The 21,047-nt window shown below is 52.6% G+C and carries 17 protein-coding genes; 10 read left to right on the top strand and 7 right to left on the bottom strand.

The window, feature by feature from the left end:
* Positions 1 to 886 precede the first annotated feature (886 nt).
* The 3 genes from ABKW30_RS28275 to ABKW30_RS28265 all read left to right on the top strand — a co-directional run bounded on the left by ABKW30_RS28275 (position 887) and on the right by ABKW30_RS28265 (position 3,946).
* Complete coding sequence (locus ABKW30_RS28275) at positions 887 to 2,284, top strand: hypothetical protein (protein WP_348602301.1); 1,398 nt, start codon at positions 887 to 889, stop codon at positions 2,282 to 2,284.
* 82 nt (positions 2,285 to 2,366) lie between these two features.
* Positions 2,367 to 2,525, top strand: a complete 159-nt coding sequence (locus ABKW30_RS28270; RefSeq protein WP_348602300.1) for a hypothetical protein — start codon at positions 2,367 to 2,369, stop codon at positions 2,523 to 2,525.
* An 11-nt stretch (positions 2,526 to 2,536) separates the two neighbouring features.
* Entirely contained in the window at positions 2,537 to 3,946 is a 1,410-nt protein-coding gene (locus ABKW30_RS28265; protein WP_348602299.1) for an anti-phage deoxyguanosine triphosphatase, read from the top strand.
* Positions 3,947 to 4,079: 133 nt separating this feature from the next.
* On the opposite strand, the gene ABKW30_RS28260 is transcribed toward ABKW30_RS28265, so the two are convergent.
* The 4 genes from ABKW30_RS28260 to ABKW30_RS28245 form a co-directional block, all read right to left on the bottom strand.
* Entirely contained in the window at positions 4,080 to 4,730 is a 651-nt protein-coding gene (locus tag ABKW30_RS28260) for a hypothetical protein (protein WP_348602298.1), read from the bottom strand.
* A 1-nt stretch (position 4,731) separates the two neighbouring features.
* The gene (locus ABKW30_RS28255) at positions 4,732 to 5,373 is read right to left on the bottom strand and encodes a 7-cyano-7-deazaguanine synthase (RefSeq protein WP_348602297.1); all 642 of its coding nucleotides are present in this window, start codon (positions 5,371 to 5,373) and stop codon (positions 4,732 to 4,734) included.
* Positions 5,370 to 6,446 carry a nucleoside 2-deoxyribosyltransferase gene (locus ABKW30_RS28250; RefSeq protein ID WP_348602296.1) on the bottom strand — a complete coding sequence of 359 codons (1,077 nt, stop codon included), beginning with the start codon at positions 6,444 to 6,446 and terminating at the stop codon, positions 5,370 to 5,372. Before ABKW30_RS28250 ends, ABKW30_RS28255 begins: the two co-directional genes overlap by 4 nt.
* 254 nt (positions 6,447 to 6,700) lie before the next feature.
* Entirely contained in the window at positions 6,701 to 7,063 is a 363-nt protein-coding gene (locus ABKW30_RS28245) for a hypothetical protein (RefSeq protein ID WP_348602295.1), read from the bottom strand.
* A 398-nt stretch (positions 7,064 to 7,461) separates the two neighbouring features.
* On the opposite strand from ABKW30_RS28245, the gene ABKW30_RS28240 reads away from it, so the two are divergent.
* The 4 genes from ABKW30_RS28240 (at position 7,462) to ABKW30_RS28225 (ending at position 14,098) form a co-directional block, all read left to right on the top strand.
* Complete coding sequence (locus ABKW30_RS28240) at positions 7,462 to 8,640, top strand: DNA repair exonuclease (RefSeq protein WP_348602294.1); 1,179 nt, start codon at positions 7,462 to 7,464, stop codon at positions 8,638 to 8,640.
* Positions 8,637 to 12,041 carry an AAA family ATPase gene (locus tag ABKW30_RS28235; RefSeq protein ID WP_348602293.1) on the top strand — a complete coding sequence of 1,135 codons (3,405 nt, stop codon included), beginning with the start codon at positions 8,637 to 8,639 and terminating at the stop codon, positions 12,039 to 12,041. The genes ABKW30_RS28240 and ABKW30_RS28235 overlap by 4 nt, the downstream gene beginning before the upstream one ends.
* Positions 12,042 to 12,296: 255 nt before the next feature.
* Complete coding sequence (locus tag ABKW30_RS28230; RefSeq protein WP_348602292.1) at positions 12,297 to 13,064, top strand: DarT ssDNA thymidine ADP-ribosyltransferase family protein; 768 nt, start codon at positions 12,297 to 12,299, stop codon at positions 13,062 to 13,064.
* Positions 13,064 to 14,098 (top strand): macro domain-containing protein, encoded by a 1,035-nt coding sequence (locus ABKW30_RS28225; protein ID WP_348602291.1) that lies wholly within the window; start codon positions 13,064 to 13,066, stop codon positions 14,096 to 14,098. Before ABKW30_RS28230 ends, ABKW30_RS28225 begins: the two co-directional genes overlap by 1 nt.
* A gap of 103 nt (positions 14,099 to 14,201) precedes the next feature.
* Here ABKW30_RS28225 and ABKW30_RS28220 read toward each other — a convergent pair whose 3' ends face one another.
* A complete protein-coding gene (locus ABKW30_RS28220) occupies positions 14,202 to 14,939 on the bottom strand; it encodes an RES family NAD+ phosphorylase (protein WP_348602290.1) in 738 nt (245 codons plus the stop codon).
* Positions 14,902 to 15,291, bottom strand: coding sequence for an MbcA/ParS/Xre antitoxin family protein (locus ABKW30_RS28215; RefSeq protein ID WP_348602289.1), 390 nt, complete (start codon positions 15,289 to 15,291; stop codon positions 14,902 to 14,904). The genes ABKW30_RS28220 and ABKW30_RS28215 overlap by 38 nt, the downstream gene beginning before the upstream one ends.
* 142 nt (positions 15,292 to 15,433) lie before the next feature.
* Here ABKW30_RS28215 and ABKW30_RS28210 point away from each other — a divergent pair, with 142 nt between their 5' ends.
* The 3 genes from ABKW30_RS28210 to ABKW30_RS28200 are packed head-to-tail and all read left to right on the top strand — an operon-like array spanning position 15,434 to position 17,660.
* Positions 15,434 to 16,093: a multiubiquitin domain-containing protein gene (locus tag ABKW30_RS28210; protein WP_348602288.1), complete on the top strand. Its 660-nt coding sequence runs from the start codon at positions 15,434 to 15,436 to the stop codon at positions 16,091 to 16,093.
* On the top strand, positions 16,068 to 17,255 hold the full coding sequence (locus ABKW30_RS28205; protein WP_348602287.1) for a ThiF family adenylyltransferase: 1,188 nt from the start codon (positions 16,068 to 16,070) through the stop codon (positions 17,253 to 17,255). The genes ABKW30_RS28210 and ABKW30_RS28205 overlap by 26 nt, the downstream gene beginning before the upstream one ends.
* Positions 17,256 to 17,258: 3 nt before the next feature.
* Complete coding sequence (locus ABKW30_RS28200) at positions 17,259 to 17,660, top strand: DUF6527 family protein (protein WP_348602286.1); 402 nt, start codon at positions 17,259 to 17,261, stop codon at positions 17,658 to 17,660.
* 339 nt (positions 17,661 to 17,999) lie between these two features.
* Here ABKW30_RS28200 and ABKW30_RS28195 read toward each other — a convergent pair whose 3' ends face one another.
* A complete protein-coding gene (locus tag ABKW30_RS28195) occupies positions 18,000 to 20,333 on the bottom strand; it encodes an AAA family ATPase (protein ID WP_348602285.1) in 2,334 nt (777 codons plus the stop codon).
* Positions 20,334 to 21,047 lie beyond the last annotated feature (714 nt).

The raw sequence follows: 21,047 nt of genomic DNA, 5'->3' as shown, positions 1-21,047 counted from the left end.
ATGTCGATGGAATCGAGTTATATCGACATATATTTCGCTTTACAAGGCCTTTGTACAATATCGGAAGTGATTAGAAAATGGTCGTTTGAAAATGCCGATAATTGGCGAGAGGGCATCTCTACGAGCGACAAAACGCCCGAAATACAAGGTAAACGGGGCCTTTGGATGACCAGAGGTATATTTTACATATCGATAGCCGTTCCAAGGGAGGCTCCCGCGTCACACTGTTCGGTTTATAGTGAAAAGCAGAAGTTAAATTGCATATAGCTGCTGTTATATAAAAAACGTTAACCTAAACAATGCATTAACTGAGAACGCCGGAGCAAAACTGCTGTGGCTTTTTACTTAAGAAGTGCAATTTGCAGTCGTAAGGTAAAATCAACCACTTTTTTACATCAGGACCGCAATTTGACATGTTCACCGAAAATGGCTCTCCTGGGTAGGAATGCATTTACGGCTACCACTATGATCGCCTGTTTGTGCTGAATGACTCGGCGGTGAGTGGAGACGCGGCTGCTTGTATCGAGATCGATTCCATCATCATCGGGGGCAATCAAGCCCAAGCCACTGCGCCAAGAAGGTGTTGTTTATCGACTCCGACAATTCGGATTGCAGTTGACTTTGCATAGTTGACAAACATCCTTTTGTTCTCTATTTGTTCCAGACTAGTGGCATGCTAGAAATGCACTGCTCTCCTAGGTGCTTCGGGCAGCTGGGAGCGCCGAGTCCGTCAGCTCTGTCGATTTGACGTATGTTCAAATTCGCCATCAAAGCTGGGGAGATCGCGAAGGCGTAAGCGAACGTCATTTGGCCATTGTGAAAGTACCAGATAGGATACATTTCACGACGGGTTAATCCCTAGGCATTGTAGTATAAGGAAGTGACGTTGGGCGGTCCCCTGAACAAATCTAGTCAACCTGACGTGGCGGTCTTCAGAAAAGACGAAACGTTGGATCAGCTCGCGCAAACATTCAATGTTGCTCAATTCGTAAGCTTCGCTCCGGCATCGGAGGGCCTTCTGCAGCAGTTCTGCCGGATCGCAGGCTTTAGGGCTAACCATCGGTTCAGTTCGGTTACCGAAGCGATCCAGGCCCTTTTCGAACGCAGTTCTGAGGGCACGGTGAATGTTCGCAGCTTCAGTGTCCATCAAACGCAAAGCCGCGAATTTATCTACGGTATCGATAACGTTACTCTCGCCGTAGAGGCCGTTGAACGCATGGGTAGCGAGGGGGCGTTCACGATCGTCAATGAGACCGTTGATGTTTCGGATGGTGGCGTTTCGGGAGTTGTGATGGGCGACGTGGTCGAATTCCGACCCGACATGACCCCCCGCGGCGTCGAGAAGCCAGGCTTCGCACGGCTTCCAACAGATTGGGCTGTCAGGCTTTTCCAAACAGTCTACGGAGTGGATGTCGATTTCACGGCTGGCCGGAGAGGGCGCCTCGAATTCAGTCTGCATCCGCGACCGCGGGGCTGGAAGCAGAATAACGTGGTTTTTTGGGAGCATTCTCATGAAATTATCCCACCGATAACTATTAAGGCCGAGTGGCCCAATGACTTCAGCCGCATGATCGGCGACAAGACATATGGACTCCTAATCGCGGATATAAACGACTTCCCGGTTCCGAGGACCACGGTGATAGGTAGACGCGTTGCCCCTTTCTCGTTTGGCCGGGCTACGGGTCTCTACGAAGTCTGGATTAGGACCAGTCCCAAGGAGCAAGTGCCAGGAAAGTTCACAACGGCGCGGGGCTGGCAAGATCCGTTTGCCCTGCTGCAAAACGAGGACCCCGAAGGCACGGCGATTTCTTCGGTCCTATCACAGATGAGCGTTGCGGCTCACTGGTCCGGCGCAGCCATCGAGACACAGAGTGGTGGCCTAGTGGTAGAAGGCGTCAAGGGAACGGGTGACCGTCTCATGGTCGGGCTTGCAGATCCCGAACCGGTTCCTGACCGAGTGCTGGCAAGGGTGCGCGAGTTTCACGATCGCTTGCGTGAAATTCTTGGAGCTACCAGGTTCGAATGGGTCTTTGACGGCCAGGAACTTTGGATTGTACAATTGCACAGTGGTGCGAGTGTTTCGGAAGGTGATACGATAGTGCCGGGAGACGCGGAGGCGTGGGTCGAGTTCGAAGTGTCCAAGGGGCTAGAGGCGCTTAGGTTGCTGGCCACCAGCCTGGCACCAGATACGGGAATTACCCTCGACCGCAGAATCGGCTTAACCAGCCATCTCGCAGACGTTTTGCGGAAGGCCGGTATTCCGGCACGGGTAACCGCGCGGTAAGGCCGGTAGTCGAAACCGTACGTAAACGAATTAGTCGCATGCTGATTATACCTCGTCGGCAGCGCTCAACAGGAGGAAGAAAATGGCATACACAGCAGTAGTTGAAGCCCGGAAGGCAGCGGAAATGAACCAGGATAAGGTCCGGGAAGCAGTGCGATTGGGCCTGCAGCTCAAACGTGAGACGGAAGCGAAGAAGGCTGCTAAAGAGCAAGTTCGCGTACAGACACAGGCTCGCCGCTAGTGCACTGGAAGATGTACAGTGACGACGATCGTCAGCGCCAGAACGGCGAGAGCGACAAGTCGGACCCCTGGAGGCCTCCCTTCGTAAGGGATTTCGGCAGGATTATCCACAGCGCCAGTTTCAGACGGCTTCAGGGTAAAACACAGGTTTTTCCAGGTCACGAGTCTGACTTCTTTCGCAATCGGCTGACGCATTCGCTTGAAGTAGCACAGATAGCTGAAGGTATCGCGGACCGTCTTAATGAAGTGTACGCCAAAGATCTTAGCAATGAGAAAATCGACAGCCGGCTGTGCGCCGCGGCCGGACTGGTTCATGATATCGGACATCCTCCATTCGGTCACAACGGTGAACGCGCGCTCGATGTGAAGATGAGGGAATACGGCGGATTCGAGGGCAATGCTCAGACGCTCAGAATTCTAAGCCGCCTTGAAAAAAAAGCGAGATACGACGAGCCCGTAGATGGCGATCGGCGTGCCGGACTGAATCTGTGCTTCCGCACGCTCGCTGCTATTTTGAAATATGACACCGAAATACCGATTGAGCGATCCGAAGCCAAGAAACCTCAAAAAGGTTACTATAGTTCGGAGGCAACGATCGTAGCGGATATCAAATATAAAGTATTAGCTGGCAAGCCGCTTCCAGATGGAACAAAGTTCAAGACTGTCGAATGTGCGATCATGGATATCGCTGATGACATTGCCTACTCGGTTTACGATCTGGAAGACAGCCTCAAGGCCGGTTTCCTGACGCCGGCTTCGATATTGGCAACCGACGACGAGCTGCTGAAGCGGGTCGCCGAAGTGGTGACTGAACAGCTTAAGGACGAGATCGGCGAAACGGTTAGCATGTCCAAAGTCCAAGCCACGTTTGTAGCTATCTTCAGCGATATCTTTACCTCAGAAGAACCAAAGACCCCTGATGCAGGGGAAGAGCGGCAGCAGGACGATATTATAAACTTCATCAAGGCGATGAGAGCTTCGCGTGATCTCAATATGGACGCGGGTAAGAGAGTGGAGCTGTCGTCGGAACTGGTCCACGAATTTATCAACGATGTCGAACTAACGATCAATGAAGAGTTCCCCGCGCTATCTAGGGTGAACTTAGTCAAGGAAACGCGCATTAAGGTCGAAATCCTCAAGCAGTACACGTATCTGTCGACGATTTATTCGAACAGGGTGAAGCTGGGCGAGTACCGCGGCACCGAGCTTGTTCAAGATATCTTCAAGGCGCTTGAGAAGGATAACGGTCATCTGCTGATGCCAGACGACGTACGCAAGCAGGTGCAGGATGCCGGCGAAGATAAAGCATTGAAGGCCCGTCATATATGCGACTTCGTAGCGGGCATGACAGATAGATACGCGATAGAGTTCTGGGCCCGACTTAGATCGGATTCCGCAGAAAGCATTTTTAAACCCATCTAAACTGAACGCGTGCGTGCGGGGGAGCGAATAAGTTTGCTCCACCGAACCGCCATCGTGTAACAAAAGCGTACTGTGAAACTGTAAAAGGGAAGTAGGCTTGGCTGATGTAGCCATCCGCATCCGGAATTTTCAGTTAAAACGCAAATCCTAGCTGCTTGGTCGACAGAGTCGACTCTCGTCGCCACACCCAGGCATCGAAATCACGTCGGGAAACCGATAGGAGATCGGCAGCATTGCAAAACACCGATCTCAGAAAGTCGTAGTCATCTTCGATGACCCCAACCCGTTTGGCGAACGTCCGTACGTGACGATCAACTGCGATCGAATCTATACCGACGAGACACTGCATATAGTCCACAGTCTTTGGGCCGATACCTCGGACTTCCCTGAGGGGCAGAATAAACGAACCGTCTTGCAGGCGGTGTTTCAAAACAACGACATTCTCGACCGATTGGCGACTAAGGAAGCGAACCAGCGCCTCGAACCGTCCAATCTTCTCGGGGTGCTGCCAGTTGAGGAAACTTGAGGTTTCTCCGCCCTCAATCAGTTCGACGAGCTTGGAAGTACAATCATGATTGGGAAAACGATCCAAGATAGCGGCCACGCGAGGGAGAACTACGGATCTGTAGTTCAGGCCCGCTTGCAAGACGGAGTCCGCAAGAACAGCCCCCATATGGTCATAGGATGCACGGACAGTCTCTCGGTTGATAGCGGCTCCCATCTCCATGGCGTAGTCCGCGACACGACGAGCGGCGACTAGCATCTGTATCGTCGAGGGCTGCATTTCAATCGACCTTGGCTTGAGATTTTACGAGACCAGCATCCTCTAGCGCGTGAAGGCGCTCAACGCAATTGGGACATGCTCCGCACGGAAAAGCGCTTGCTGCTTGACAAGAGAACGTTTGGCCGATTGGAACACCCCGACGTATGGCGACCTGAACGACATCTGTTTTCGACGAGAAGCGGAAGGGCGAGGTGAACCGGACCGGACCAATGTTGTCTATCAAACCGTCGATTCCGTTCATGAACTCCGCTGTACAGTCGATTTCCTTTGCGTGGTTGCTGTTAATAAACCCTGTGTAAACATCGAGAATGCCCAAGGTTTGCGCCCGGGCCGCTGCCGCAGCGAAAAACAACATCGTTCGGTAGGGGACGTATAGTTCAGCGTCGGCGACGTCTTCTTGCCAGAGGTCCGCCTCCTTTATTAGCCGGGAGGAAGAGCCTCGAAAGATATCCGAGATGTCGCACCGCTCTGGTTGTCGTATACTCCGCGGGAGGACTTCGTTCACCCGGTTCCATTCCGTTTCCACACAGTGCTGGCCGTAGTCGAAGAAAAGGGGAAATACGTCCACGCCGTCTTCAGCAAGTTCATAAGCGACGGTAGTAGAGTCCAGGCCGCCTGAGGCCAGTAAAACTGCGCTTTTCATGATTGAGCAACCCACAGTTTCGAAACGGCATTGAAGAGGCCGTTCAGGCACAGATCCAGATTATCGGAGTAGCTCGTACTTCCGCCGACTACCATAGTGTTGTTGTTTTCCCTACGGGGGTCGAATGTAATGACGGGCTTCTGTCGCGCCATGGCGAAGCCCATCTCAATCAGCGTTCCTGGATCGCGGTCCAGAGGTACGGCAAACACGACCTCGCATTTCTCCAGCAGAGCTAAATCGCGCGCAAACGTCTCTCGTAAAACGGAAGTGGAGCTTGCAAGGGGAAGCTCGCCGTTTTCCTGGATAGGTCGTCGGACGTTGAAGTTATGATAGCGTAGAGCCTCTACCGCGTGATCAATTTCTGGCTTGTCTGTATAGGAAAAGTCTGGGGCTGCTAAATAGATCGAGAAAAACGGCCTTTCGTGCCACGGCAGGATCGTGCCGCCCAAGTCGCGGAGCTCTCCTAGTGAAAGTTTTAGTTCACGTTCAACATCCCGTCTAAAATCGTCGGGATAGGTGGTTTGAGAATAGGAAGTGGCTGCCCTCGCTCCCCTCCATGCGGCCTCTTCCCATCCTAAATCCGAGCGGCCGGCCATGACCGCGGAATACACGTCGCCGACCCCGACGGAGTTGACCGTGGCCGACAACAGCGCGGGGATAATTTCGACAGTACCCTTCAAAATATCGAAGAGCCGACTTCCGCCACGATTCTCCTTGAGCAGGAAAACTTCCGCACCCAGATTGGCTGCTATCCTCAGAACGGCGTCAACGTTGTCAGACCCTAAGCGCATGAAAAGCGGGGACGATGTGGAAATTATGACCGCTCTCACACGGCCCAAGAATACTTCCAGTACGGAAAAATCTTCCGCATCGTAAGCGATATCAAAGCTGAAGCGCGCTTGTTCGGAAAACAAACCTTTGACCTGAGAGAGATCAAAGCTGCCCGGAAAAACGAGGACTTCATGATACGTGGCTAGCGCATCCCCAACGTTATGGATAGCGACCTCCTTCTCTTCGCGAAGTAGATCCTCATAGCCTTGATCAGCGACCTCCGTAGGGTCTCCAATCACCATTACGTTTGGAGACCCCGAGACTTCGCCAAGCCATATAAACTCCCGGCAACCGTGGGCGCACAGATACCGCTTCGTCTGTTCCACGACATAACGTGGGCAAACAGCAGCTACAGCATAAGGGATTCCGCTAGCCCACAGTCCACGAGCCGCATGAACGATCCCGCCCAGTCGTAACTTACATTCGACGGCGGGCCGCGCGATCGTGAAGTCGACGATAATTTCGCCTACAAGCAATAGCGAGCCATATTGAGCCCTCATTGCGCGGTGAAGTCTGCGGACACGTAGGGTACAGGCAACAAACCCGAAGCTGTTACAACACCGACATAACTGATTTCGTCTTTCATGCACGCCGCGATATAATTGTAGCTGGTTGGCAGGGCGCCGACCTTCAAGCCCTGCGTTGTTGCCGCAAAGAGACGTCCTCGATGGGCTATGACCAATTCCGTCCCCACAGGAGGCACGGTGGAGTGTCTAACGAAGTAGTCGCATAGCTCGACTTCTTCAAGAGCACACGAGAAGGCTTGACGGCACCGGTCAATGCCGCTGGCGCCGCCAGTCCCGTCATTGCTGCGCGAGCCTGAGTAGTCTGTGAAACGACCTGATCTCGTACTTCCCATTTGGTGACCCCCGGATGAATTATAAGTGCTTTTGATTGCAATCTGAGATGATTCTTGCTGCTACGCAATCCGCGCTCGTGTGCAAAATTGTGAGAATAACATCCGGCTCGCCACTTTGACAGCAATCGGAGATCCAGAGCGATCAAGGCCGCGACGGAGGGGCCGGGAGGCGACGATCAGTTTCGGGGAGCGGTTTAAGAAAGCGGCCACTTGACACAGCCCTGTGCTCCTTTTGAAACTGCATAGTTTGAATCGAGCGGCTGTGCATAATTTGATGGATCGTCTGTATCCATTTCTAACGCAGAAACTTTGGTTTGGACAAAACTGAATCCACAGCCTATCGTTTTAATGTGGGGTCAGTGACCTGAACGTCAGATTCGGGAAAATACTGGAAATCCATGCGCCTTCTTGTTTCAGCTGACATTCATCTCGGATCACCTATCCGCTCTGCCGCGATGCGTAACCCTGAATTGGGCGACAGGCTGAAGCAGGCAAGCCGCGACGCTTTTGTCCGCATTGTCGACCTGGCCATATCAAAAAACATTGATGTACTGGTTCTCGCTGGAGACATTTTTGACAATGACCAGCCAGACTTGAAGTCCCGTGCTTTTCTTGTCGCCCAGCTGGCGCGGGCCGCGGAGGCCAATATTCCCACAGTGCTGATCCGCGGAAACCACGATGCTCTCCTAGATCATCGTGCCCATGGAGATCTTGGCCCCACGATCCATCTGTTGCACAAGGGAGCGCCAAGTGTTGAGATAGAAGGTGTCTGGTTCCATGGTTTGTCATTCGATGTGAGCCACGTTTCAAAAAGCTTCTTGCCTGATTATCCCGCGCCTGTACCGGGGCGGAAAAACGTCGGGTTGATGCACACATCTCTGGATGGATCACCCCAACACGACCCTTACGCACCCTGCTCCGAACAGGAGCTGATGGCTCACGGCTATGATCTCTGGTGCCTCGGACATATCCACACGCCCTTCGAGCGCACGTCAGATCTGGTGCGCGCTGTTATGCCAGGCATACCGCAGCCACGTCATTTCGGGGAACGGGCTGGAGGCACTATCGTGATTGTCGAACTTGGAAACGGCACACCTGCCATCGAGAGGCACGAAGTCGGGCAGCTAACATTCAAGCAATGCTCACTGGACTTGAGCGAGTGTTCCAACGTTCAGGAAGTGCTGAGCGCCCTTCGAACGGGACTTCAGGGTATGCAGCATCCCGAAGATATCACTGCGGTACGTCTGCAACTGATTACAGGTCACCATACGACCGATGTGCTGACATCCTTTACGAACGAGGTCCTGGAAAACATAGACCGCGTCTTTCTGGACAAAATAAAGGTGGTTGTTCCAGGGCAGCACGCCGACTCGAGGGCGGATGATCTATTGCGTTTGATGCAGGAGGAGCTGCGCGAACCTAGTTTCCAGTTTGCTAGCAAACAGATACTCGAAGAACTCCGGACGGTACTGCCGCGCGAAATCGCCGATGAATTAGCTGAGGTGGCCTTGAATGATCTCTTGGAGGAAGCCATCAACGAGGTCACACTGTCCCTTCATGCGGGGACCACGCAATGAGACTTAACAGGCTTGATCTCATCCGCTACGGTCGTTTTGGCGGCGAAAATATCGTGTTTCCCGGCCGCACAGATGGCACACCCGACGTCACCGTGATCTACGGCCCGAATGAATCGGGAAAATCCACGGCATTCAACGGATTTCTGGAACTTCTCTTCGGTATGAAGTCGGGAACCCATCCCTACGCTTTCCAATTCGAACGTAGCGACCTTCTTGTGGGTGCGGAGCTGGATATACCGGGGCGTGGACCGATTGTCCTGCGCCGCAACGGTAAACGCACTCAATCCCTGCTGGATCACCAAGACCGCCCGGTTGAAGAAGCCGTCCTCTCGAGTGCGCTCCATGGACTTGGGTGGGACAACTACGTCGAACGATTTTCACTGAATGACGAAGGACTCCGCAGAGGCGGCGAACGCATTGCGGATGCAAAGGGAGATCTGGGGCAGCTACTACACGCAGGAGTATCGGGATTGACGGGTATATCCGGCGTCCTGGAAGAAATGACTGCGCGCGCCGAACAGTTTCACAAAAAGAGCGGACGAACTACCGATCTCAAGACCGGCAAGGACCGGTTGACGGAGATCGGACGCGCGCTGCGCACTGAACGTCTGACGCCGGACCGAGAGCGCGCACTACGAAAAGACAGGGAGACATCGCAGAAGACGTTCAATGAAGCGGACGCCGAACTTGCCCGGGCGAGAAAACGGCAGGCGGCAGGTAAAGCTGCTCAGATCTGGCATGATCGGACCGAAGAAATTCGCAGAATGGACGAAGGGCTAAGTCAGTATCCCGATGGACCGGGTTTGAGGAAAGGTGCCATTGAACAAATAGCTACCCTTGTTGCAACGATATCGCAAAAGACTGAGCGCATAGAGGAAGCCGACGGGAAAATAGCACGTCACGAAGAGGTTATCACTGCAAATGAATCCGATCTTGCTGCTCCGGATCTCGCTGCTGAACTCGCGAAGCTGGACCAGGAGAAAATTGACGGCGCTCCCCTGACAGCGCGCGCAGCTACGGCCGAATCTGACCTCGAAAAGCGAACTGGGGAGCGAGATGAGGTGGTTCGCCAGATATACCAGATCCAGAAAGCGCTACAGCTACCTGATGCGCCACCGGCATCATTGGTTTTGGAACGCGAAGAACTTGAGAACCTGGCAAACGTTGCTCAAGCCTGTCTGACTACCGAAGGAGAGGTAAGGGCAGCTAATAATATTCTCAAAACTGCGCGCGATCAGCTCGGAGATGCTCCGCCCGAGCCGCAGGATTTGTCACAGCTGCAGGTGAAGTATGATGCCTGGCAGAAAGTCCCAGATATTTCCACGTCCGAATACATCCTTGAAACGGAACGCGCGCGACTTGCGAAAGTGGTTTCCGGTCTTCCCGCGAATTGGCCGACGCTTCTCGAAATCGGTCTTCCTGCGCGCGAATCGCTCGAGGATGTATTGCAGGAATGGAACACCGTTACTTCGAACATTGCCTCTGCCGCAGCGGATATGGAGATCCGCGAAGGAGAATACAAAACTGCTCGCGCAATGCGGGAGGCTGACGAAGGCGAGCCCGCTTCGCTTGATGTTACTGCGACCGAAGAGACGCGTCGCCAGAGAGATGCGGCTTGGGTGTTGCATCGCGCCACTTTGTCAGACGAAACGGCTTACCGTTTCGAGAAAGACATGTACGCCGACGATGGAGCTCGCACGAATTTTCTGATGGGTGCGGAGGCAAGGCAGCAACTGGCTAACTCCCGCAGGCAGGAAAACACTGCGGGAGCCAAACGTGATATCGCAAAGGCCAAACTCGAAGAGCTAACCAAGAAGCGCGAGATGTTGTCCAAGCGGATTGCCGCAATCGCTAGGGTTCTGGGCTTCCCCCTCGATACCGGCCCAGCGTCGTTTGCCGGGAGACTTACCACCCTTTTGACGGCAGCTGAGATCACGGCTGAGGTTGCGAACTCCGAGAAGGCACTAGTAGAGCTCTCAAAATGTCGCCAGGCGGCATTCGACGGTCTGTCAGCTGCCGCAGGACTGGTAGATATCGAAGGTGAAGAGGCGGATATCCCGGCACTGGTCGGCAAGGCTCTCGCCCTTCAGAACACTGTGCGCCAAATCTGGGAGAAATGGCGTGGAGATGAGCAAATCATATCAGACCACGAAAAGACCGTTTCAAAAGCCGAAGCGGAAAAGAACGCTGCTATAGCCAAGCTGGAAGTGTCAACCGTCGCGCTGCCCCTCCCTGATCGCACGGCATCCGGTATCAAAGCGGCATTGCCGCACCTGCGCACACTGCAACAGCTTCACGTCGAGCGTAAAAGTCTGACTGCACGCGTCGAAGCACTCGAACGCGCATTGGAAACCCTAGCCCAATGCGCGACACGTTTGGCTGATATTCTCAAGACATCCGCCATTTCAGAAGACAATCCTCTTCTCATTATCGATCGTGCCAGAAGGTGTGCTTCAAACGCGGCAGAAGCGGACCGTCTGAGAAGAAGTGAAGAACAACGCCTTGAGGAAGAGATCCAAAGTCGGAAGCGGGCCATGGAGACCCTGGATGACGCGCAGATTAAGTTAAACAAGCTGTTTGAGGAGCAAGGTGGTGCTGATTTGGCGCCAACAGAGCGCGCTGATCTTCTGGTCGAACGTGACGAATTGCGTGCCGAGCGCAGCAATGCGGATGGGCTTCGAAACGATATACGTGATGGGGTGGACAAAGCGCTCTTTGACGAAGAGTTGGCACGTTTGCCAGACACGACGCGAGCTGCGGAGTTGCTGCAGGAGCTTGATGATGCGCAAGAGGCACGCGATCGATCTCGCGATGCATCCGTTGAAAGGGACCGCCTCTATAGTGAGGCCTACAACGCCGCTGACAACAGCGATCTTGTCACAGAACACGCCACGATCCTCGAAGAGCTGAGAAGTGGTGCCCGCCAAGCGGTCGTTGCTCGGCTAGGGGTGTTGGCGGCGCAGGGCGCATTGAGACGTCTGGCCGCGGAACGACGTAGTACAATGCTCCTGGATGTGGAGAAGGCTTTTGTCACCATGACTTCGCGGGCATGGGAAAGAGTTGAGGTCTGGAGCCAATCGGAAGGTGAAAAGTTGGTTGGCATCAAGTCAGGAGGCAAACCTGTACTAGTTGAGAATATGTCGACCGGAACCATGGGTCAGCTTTATTTTGCGCTACGTCTTGCCGGCTATCGCAGTTTTGCTCGCGATCCTGGCCCGCTACCCATGATCCTCGACGACATCATGGAGAGCTTCGATGACACCCGCGCTGCTGCTGCCTTGAATCTATGTGCCGAAATCGGGCGCAGTGGGCAGGCAATTATCTTCACGCATCACGCGCATTTGGTCGCCTTGGCCCAAGAGCGCATCCCAGGTGTCTCCGTAGTGGAAATGCCGGACTGATCTGGATCAAATTGTTTACAAGTTCATTTCCGGTTTTTGATGCTCGTGCCGATTGGTGGTTTAGATGAAAGCCAAGGCTGATCGGAAAAATATGTCCAGTCGCTCGCTTTAGTGGAGGATTATCGTTGCCAAACCGGACCATCTCACCAGCATGATATCGTTATGAACGGCTGCTTTTTGGCTCACGTCAATCAAGCTTAAGTAGTGCACTTACGGGTAGTGGGTCTGCCAAAGTGTTCATCGCCCTTGTATTTCATGGATATTACAGATAACGCCTCATCTTCCGTTTTATCGTGGAAGTGCCAAACAATGCCGACCCCGCGTTTTATATTTCGAATGACATACTATCTTGATTGTGCTCGGTTTTTTTTGGATGGTGAATTGAGGTCCAAAAATCACGCTGGTGAGCAGCCTTGTCATCAGACGTCGTACCCGGGGATTGTTAGTCGCCGCGGGACGCAAATCACGACCCCTTGCGGCCGTCCCATAAACGATCACGTTGCCTTTTATTTCTCACCGTTAACAGCAATGGCTTTCACCATTCACAAGGGAAATGTCCCATTAGTTGCTCCTGATGGTCAGCCGCTGGGAACAGCCACGATGGACGATCGTGTATTTTTTGTTTGCAATATCGAAAGGTTCACGACCGCGCCAATGCCCATTTGGTTTAGCGATATCGCTTGTAATTCCTTAGCCCCACCGCCGGTCTTTGGATCAGATGTGACTAAGATTGAACAGCACCTGGAATGGAGCTTGTTTGACGATGGCGCTTACAGCGCACATATTCCGGAGATCGGATATCAGGGGGTTACGCGGTATTTCGCAGACCGCGATGACCCGCCGCGTTATGCCAACCGGAGCCGGAAACGGATGGCCGAATTCTTAGTGAGGGACGCCATACCTTTGACCATGTTCGATTGTATCATTGTGAAAAATGACTGGATTAAATCCGAAGTTGAACGCATGATGGCTCCGACGGAAATTTCATTGCCAGTTTATGTGAAAAGCGGGTGCTATTTCTAATGTCAGTGATCTTCAAACAAGGTGATATGTTCGCGGAGCGAGCAGATGCGATTGTCAACACCGTAAATTGCGTAGGTGTGATGGGAAAAGGTGTCGCGCTCGAGTTTAAAAACCGCTGGCCAGGCAACTATGAAAAATACAAAAACCTTTGTGCCTCAAAGTCTCTTCGACCAGGCATGGTATTTGTTTACAATAACGATAGCATCTTGCGCCGAGACGAGTGGAGGTTCCTTGTGAATTTCCCAACGAAAGATCATTGGCGGCAAAAATCGAAGCTCTCATACATAGAAGATGGGCTAGATGACTTTGTCATACAAATCAAACAGCTGCCAATCAATAGCGTGGTTTTGCCCCCTTTAGGCTGTGGAAATGGGGGGCTTGATTGGAATATGGTGAAACCAATCTTAATCGAGAAGCTTTCACCTGTAGACGACGTTGACTTCATCGTCTTTGCCCCACCAAGCGATGAGAACACGAGCCGGAATGATAAGATGGAAATGACTTACGAGCGCGCAGTTCTAGTTAAAGCATTCGGTGATATGTCCGACTACTTTGGTGGTGGCTTGACCAGGATTGTTATGCAAAAGATCGTATACTTCCTTCAGGAAATGGGCGTTGATTATCGTATGTCGTTCGAACGTAACCATTTCGGTCCTTATTCTGAGGACCTGAAGTCTGTATTTGCGTCAATGGAACGCAGACACGTAATTGCAGGTTTCTCGTCAGAAGAACGTGAAACTACCGTAGTTTGGGACGCCTACAAAGAAGCAGAACGCTTCCTTGGCGGCGTTGACAGGTCGCGCGCGGAAGCCGTGATAAAGCGTGCCAGTCTGCTCATTGAGGGTTATGAGAGCCCTTATGGGATGGAGCTACTTTCTTCTGTTCACTTCTTGGCGCAGCGGGAAAAGCTCTCTGATAGCGTCGCTATAGAAAACGCGATTAGCACTTGGAGTCCTGAAAAGGGCGAGAAGTTCAGCTCCGAAGCAATCGCGATCGCATACAATCGACTTAAGGAAGACCGTCTCATTGGTTGACCATCCACCGGGTGGCGTGATGGAGATCGATTTGTCGATCGCGAAGATTTCCGACGTTTGATACGAAGGCTGAGGAACGCACGCACAGCGGGCATTGCAGATGTTAGGCCGCCAAAATTTGCTTCATCCCTCTTAGATCTTCTGGATAGTACTCAGCGCCCGAGCTAAATGAATAAACCACGCGGACCCGACTTCCGTCCCACACGAACTTGAAATGATTTCGCTGGACTGCTCGCTGCAGCACTTCACCCTTGAGAACACTGACACACATTCCCGATGGCCGTTCCGCTGGTCTAAAAAGTAATCCGTCGAAGCCGGCCTCGGCTATTTCACGGCCGAGGCGGCGACGCTCAACAAGATCCAGTCCGGGATCCCAATCTAGGACGCTTGCGAATCGGCCTTTCACCTGACGAGACAGTTCGCGCATCTCCAAACCGATCGGGGCCTCTGCTGTCCTGACGAGAAACGTCTCGCGTTTCCTGACCGAGATGACTAGGGCAGTCTGCATGTCCGCCGAAAGCTCGAGTGCAGGGCGGTCCGCGTCGAAAAACCGAGTACCCTCGGGGTTCATATAAGTGAATGGAGCATGGTTCCAGTTTTGCAGAAGCGGCCCGTTGCCATCGGTGATTTGGGTTCCATTCATCAACCTCTCCCGCTCCTTCAGTCGCGGGTTGGTGAGCGATTCGATCTCAGCCAGCTCGCTGCTGCGGTCGTTCGCGACGCGCGCAAACACATCAACCGTGGGAAACCGCGATGGAATTAATGTATAGAACGTCTGGTCAACGTCCACCCAAGTGTAATCATTAACCGCCACGCTGGGCGTCCACATATTGACGGACACGGTAGATATCCACGACTTGGCCCCCGCGCATCACGTCAAGTGCGCTCTGGTCGTTGAAGAAGTTGTTGGGCCGACGCACCCAACCATCCGCTGCGTGAGTGTCAGGCAGCAGTATTTCCAACGCTTTGTGAATTGCCAGCAGGTGGGAAACTCGTTCCACGGTATCTCTCGGTATTGATCCGCCCTCCTTCTTCCACTTAAAGAACGTCGATCGACCAGGCGATCCGAGCAGCAGTAATTGGTCCTCAGTGGACAACTGCCACAATTCTGCCAGTCCTTGGAAAGCTTCCATAACTGGTGGAATCGCAGATCGCCCGTCGCCCGGCTGAGCGATAGGTTCATTATTTGCCACGCTCACTTCTCCCCTATAGTCCAAAAATAGACTTGCATAGCCACATGGTCTTGATGTAGACAAGTCTATATCGAGACTCACTTGTCACCTTAGTCCACGATGGGCGAGGGATCAAGAGTCGCTTGAGAAATGGAGCGCTTTTATGGACCAAGGTCACAGCAAATTTGAGTTCGCTATCGACGGTCTTCCCTATGGGGCCATCGATAAGATCATGGACGGTAGCCAGATCCGCGAGGCTGCGGGCCTACTGCCGGCGAGCGACTTCATTCTTATCCAGATCATTGATGGCACTGGCCATTCGATTGGGCTGGAAGACGAAGTGACCTTCGACCCCAAGGAGAAGGCCGTTTTTCTCTCGTCTCAGGGCGACCGCATCTACACCTTTACTGTCAACGAACGCGGCTGGGAGTGGGGTGCAGCGACGATCTCCGCTGACGACATCTACCGCTACGCCGCTATCGACGAAGACCTCGAGTTAATTTTGGACAGCGCCGGCGATCTGGTTATTCCCGCTCACGGTGAGGTGAAACTTAGTGATGAAGGCGTCGAGCGCATTCGCAGCCGCGAGGCGAAGACGGTGATTATCAAGGTAAACGGCCGATCACGTACGGTGCCGAAGAGGAAGCACAGCTATCGCGAGATCGCACTACTCGCATACCCGGATGCCGACTTCGAGAACTTCAAGTACACAATCACGTACCTGAAAGGTGTTCATGGTGCTGAAGGTGATCTGGTAGAAGGCGAGAAGATCGAAGTCAAAAAAGGGATGGTCTTCAATGTCCGCCGATCTGATAAGTCGTGATCCGTATCTGAAGCGGTTGCAGGAAGAAGGGTTTGAGCTCGAAATTCGCGAGCTCATTCTACTCATCCACAGTGTGCCCTATGTTACGGGCGACATGTTACTCGGCCGGGGGACGCTCGTTTGCACTCTCTCACTGGATACAGAGGGCCTGACGTCAACACCGCAAACCGATCACACGATGTGGTTCACGGGAGAGATGCCTTGCCATCGCGATGGTTCGCCGATGACCAATATCATCAATCACAGCGCGGAAGCGACCGTTGGGTCGGATATCAAGGTCCGCCATTATTTCTCATCGAAACCGGAAGGTACCGGACAGTACGCCAACATTTACGACAAAGTAGTCACCTACGAGTCTCACCTCGGCTCTGCCGCACGCTCGTACGATAAGACAGCGAACGCCCGTACAGGTATCATGTTGGCCAGCACGGAAGATGATAGCCCCTTCGCTATCCCCGATTCTGCTTCATCCCGCTACGGAATTGTCACCGCCAATCGCAAGCTCAGCGGCTGCATTGCGATCATCGGCCTCGGTGGCACCGGCGCCTACCTGCTCGATCTCGCAACCAAGACCCGGGTGGCTGAGATTCATATCTACGATGATGATCAACTTCTAAACCACAATCTTTTTCGTTCTCCTGGTGCTCCCGAACTGGAGTTGGCAAAGGATTTTCCTCGCAAAGTGGATTATTACGCCACGCTCTACGCACGCATGCATTATGGCGTGAAGCCACACCCTAAGAGGGTAACGGATGACAATATTGATGAATTTGCAGATTATGATTTCGTATTTGTCTGCGTGGACAAAGGCTCGTCGCGGCGTGTAATTGCCGAAGGTCTAGTTCGCCTCGGCATTCCATTCATTGACACCGGGATTGGTCTAGGGGTTAACGAGAACATACTCGATGGTTGTGCACGCGCGACGTTCGTTGCTCCTGGCACACCATGGAAGGACGTAACGACACATCTCTCGTTCGGTGATGATGATGAAGAGGCCAATGTCTACGGAACGGACATTCAAGTCGCGGAGCTCAATTCGCTTAATGCGATTATGGCGGTTATGCGTTGGAAGCGTTGGCTGACATTCTATCGTGACGAGCGCAACGAAAGGAATGCGACATTCATGATCGAGGGCAATAACATCACGAACCGCAGGATATAATTGATGACTCGGGTGGATCGTCTTATAACCGTTTTCGTTGACGACATTCCGGAACATCTGGAAGACGGCTTTCTTTATGTGTCACGCGAATGTCATGTTGCGCTTCATAATTGTGCTTGCGGGTGCGGAGAGGAGGTGTCATCGCCACTCGTTCCAACAGAATATACCCTCGTTATGGAGGATGAGGGTGCCTCAATCTGGCCCTCGATTGGCAACCACGACTTTACTTGTGGTTCACATTACATCATCGAACGTGGCCGCATTCGTTGGGCCGGAAAGATGTCTCGTGCGCAGATCGAAGCCGGCCGTGCGCATGATCGCTTGCTCAAGCGTGGCGTTCCGCCGAAGGGCATCAAGGCTGTGATCGCATGGTTCAAACGCCTGTGGATCAAGTTCACTGGTTAAACATCCTTTGGGCCGATCGGAAATATTCGGCTCGGTCCGAGCTAGCGCGATTAACAAAGCCAGGCCGCTAACGCAATGACGGCACTGAGGGCTATAAAAAAATATTGAATGTGGTCGTCCTTATACGGAAGCGAAATTATCAAAAACATTAAGAGGATTAGTATTGCAAATGCAGTGGACATGAGTTCGCTTCCCATCGAAGCGGTCATAACGTCTGCTTTGGGGCAGTAGCGGACAGTCAGCTATTGGCATCATGAAATCGACAAATTGATAACGCGTGCAATCTCTAGCCCACGAGGGCGAACTTCTTTGCTCAAGCATGGCCCTTAGCCGACTACGCTAAGCGGCCATATTAGCATTCGCGGAGGACATCAGGCGTACCAGTTCCAATTGGCCCCGCGCATAACGCTCAACAATAAGGATCGCTTCACTGCACGCCTCCTGCAATTCCTCAGGACTTGGTGTCTCGTCGTAGTAAGTGCCATGCGACAAGTTGTTGATGAGTACGCTCTTGATGGTGAAGTTCTCCTCACCTGCTAGGAACTTGATGAAGTCTGATAAAGACTCCGACTTGTCCGGATGACAAAAGCGCCCGATAGCTTCTAGGACACAGCGAACGGCGTTGCCAGTTGTGTGGTTCGCCTCGCGGCCCCCATGAACTTCTACGATTTCATTCAGGTGTTCCTCGAAAGGAGCAACGTATTTTGCACGGTTGGCAAGCTTGTGCTCGTTCCCGGCCTTATACAGGAAGAAGGCCGCCTCTTTTTCGATGATGCGATTGGTGATGCAGATATTGTAAAAATAGCTACTGTGAGTGAGGACGAGCAGCTCTGGCCTTCGTGCGCTGCCGATATCAGCGGGATTGATTGAAAAAACTCCGGCGTTGCTAATGCTCATATTTTTAAGCGTCTGGGCGATTGAAAACACAAAGTCATAAGACATTGACGTGATCGGATCGTCGAAAACAAAGAACAACTTCGCATAATCCGAAGTCTGCTTAACTTTCTTGTGTGCACATGCAAGGAAATAGCAGAATGCAATGGCGGTCTTTTCACCATCACTCAACGTGCGGCTCGCGCCGCGTGACATTTTCTTGTTTCCTCTTCTCAATACGAAAGCGGTGCGATCGAAGGAGTACTTCGTGCCGAAGAAGCTGGAGACGAGAAGCTCAAAAGTCTGTGCCACTCGCTCCTTTACACTCGTCGAGACTTGAGACTTTTTGAGAGCTTTTAGCTCGGCCTCTGCGGCCGCAACTTCATGATCCAGCAGATGTATAGCCGCGATATCTGCCCAATTTGAGTGAGAAAACTCCACCGAAAACGTAAGGCAAGCTTCGCGGTGAAGGCTTTTCCTCTCATCGTCAGATTGCCGTATGGCTGCCGACAATTTTCCGAAGGCAACATTGTACGCAACAATGTGAAGGTTCAACTGGTCCAAAAGCGAGAAGATGTCATGTTCCGGAGGGGGTACATCTGAAGATGGGGACGTACCTTTCGTTTGAATGGCTTGGAGGTAACTTCCGAACGATCCATCAACGGAGTTGGCAGGACCGCTAATGTCTGGGAGAACAACAGACCTCTGCGACGGCACTAGCTTGCGGAGTGCTTCAAATTTCAAAGCTTCCTTCGTGACCGAAGCGACGCGCTCACTTACCGTTGATCTTAGCGCTTTTACGCTGCTCCACGCGGCACGCAGCTGCGCCTTATGCTTTCCCTCAGCGTCAGCGAAGTACGCGAGATAAAGCTCTATGCGATCTTTCGCGGGGGGGTGGGCGACCGACTGTTTGCAGAAGGGACAATTGTCATCGCCACCATGATCTAGCATGTCCAGTCCGGCCTCGAAAAATTTAGGGTTACTTTCTAGGAGCGTCTTAATGTGCTCAGACACAGTCGAAGGAGATGTGATTTGAGACAACAGGGCATCAACCGTACGCAAGCTGTCGGGATCGACAGCTATTTCGCTCTGCTCTGACGGGTACTGCGGCTCAGCAGGAATAGCCTTGAGGGCGTCCATGTCACTTAAAACCATCTTGAATGAACGCTCTGGAAAGGATGGTTGCTCGCCCAGTGCGATGAGACGATCAACGCCAACGTCACGGAATTCTCGAAGCTGGCGGTTAATCGACGCCTTACCGACCAACTCTTCGAACTTCTGCGTCTCAAGTAAGCTTTGGAGTTGCAAGCGAGATTTAGCAGAATCCTTTTGCTTAGTTTCGAGCTGCTTCTCTACGTCCTTAGTGTCGATATTATCCTGATCAAGGGTGATCTCACTTTCGATATTTCCGTTCATATCATAGTCGTTTTGCCGTAGCTCTGCATGAACAAAGTCATCTGAAAAGACATGGAAAATCCGGTCGGTGCATGTGGCCGTGACGCTTGAATTGCCATTGTCGAGAGCCAAGGACCCAAGGGCTGTTGTCCCTTGAGTCAGGGAGAAACTACCTCGCCCATCTACCGACTCTTCAGACACGAGGCTGAAGGCAGCATCCGAAATATCTGATTGTTGCCCGTGCATGTCTAGATAACGCAGGGCCCGCGTAATGAACGATTTCCCTGTCCCGTTCCGCGCATAAATCATATTGCGAGCATTTTTGCTTAGCGGCGCATCGAGCTTTGCGACTGGCCCAAGGCAATTCGCCTTCAACTGTAAAGGCGGCTTCGGTAGTGTAGACATGATGCGTTCCCCCTGATGGCCACACTAGCATCAGAGTGGGGTAAGTATAAGGGGCCGCACTTTGGGTATTCCCTCATCCCTGATCCGAGTTTCAAGATTAATCGGTTCGTGGTCGGCTGGCCGTTCGACCGACGGCTTTCCATCCCGGAGTCGGACGCACGTGCTCCTCAAACCTTATTTCTGCTTTCGGGCGCACTCTGGTGTGGTTCGAACGGCCGTAATGCGGGCGAAGCAGTCGTTGTCCGTAAGCCGCTTTCATTCCTGTTTTTGCCAAATCAAGTATTCATTCGGAACGAGAGGGAATAGCTAACGAGTCTGCTGTCTACACTCTGTTCGAGACGTACTATTTTGAATAGGCCTGAGAAAACAGGCTCTTAATCGGGATTGTAGATACCTAGGCTACAATTAAAAATGACTGAAAATCGCCTATTATCGGCATTTTCAAAGGAAGGTTAACCTGTCAGGTTCTGCAATTGAACAAATGCCAAATCCTGAGCTAGGGTCGGCAAGGTTATCTTTTCGATCGTGGAAACGATCCCTGGGCTGACTTATATTGAACGTTCCCTCCGAACAGGACGAATCTATAAAGACGGGAGCGATCTGGAAATGAGTTCTCTACCCGCACGTGCAATAGGGAGACGACTTCCATATGTCGCGCTGCTCGCGCGACGGTCGCGCATGCGCCAATGCGAATTCGCCGACATCGGGCCTGCC

Origin of the sequence: Phyllobacterium sp. SB3, assembly GCF_040009165.1 — a bacterium.
GTDB lineage: Bacteria > Pseudomonadota > Alphaproteobacteria > Rhizobiales > Rhizobiaceae > Phyllobacterium.
This window is presented reverse-complemented; position numbering and strand designations above follow the sequence as displayed.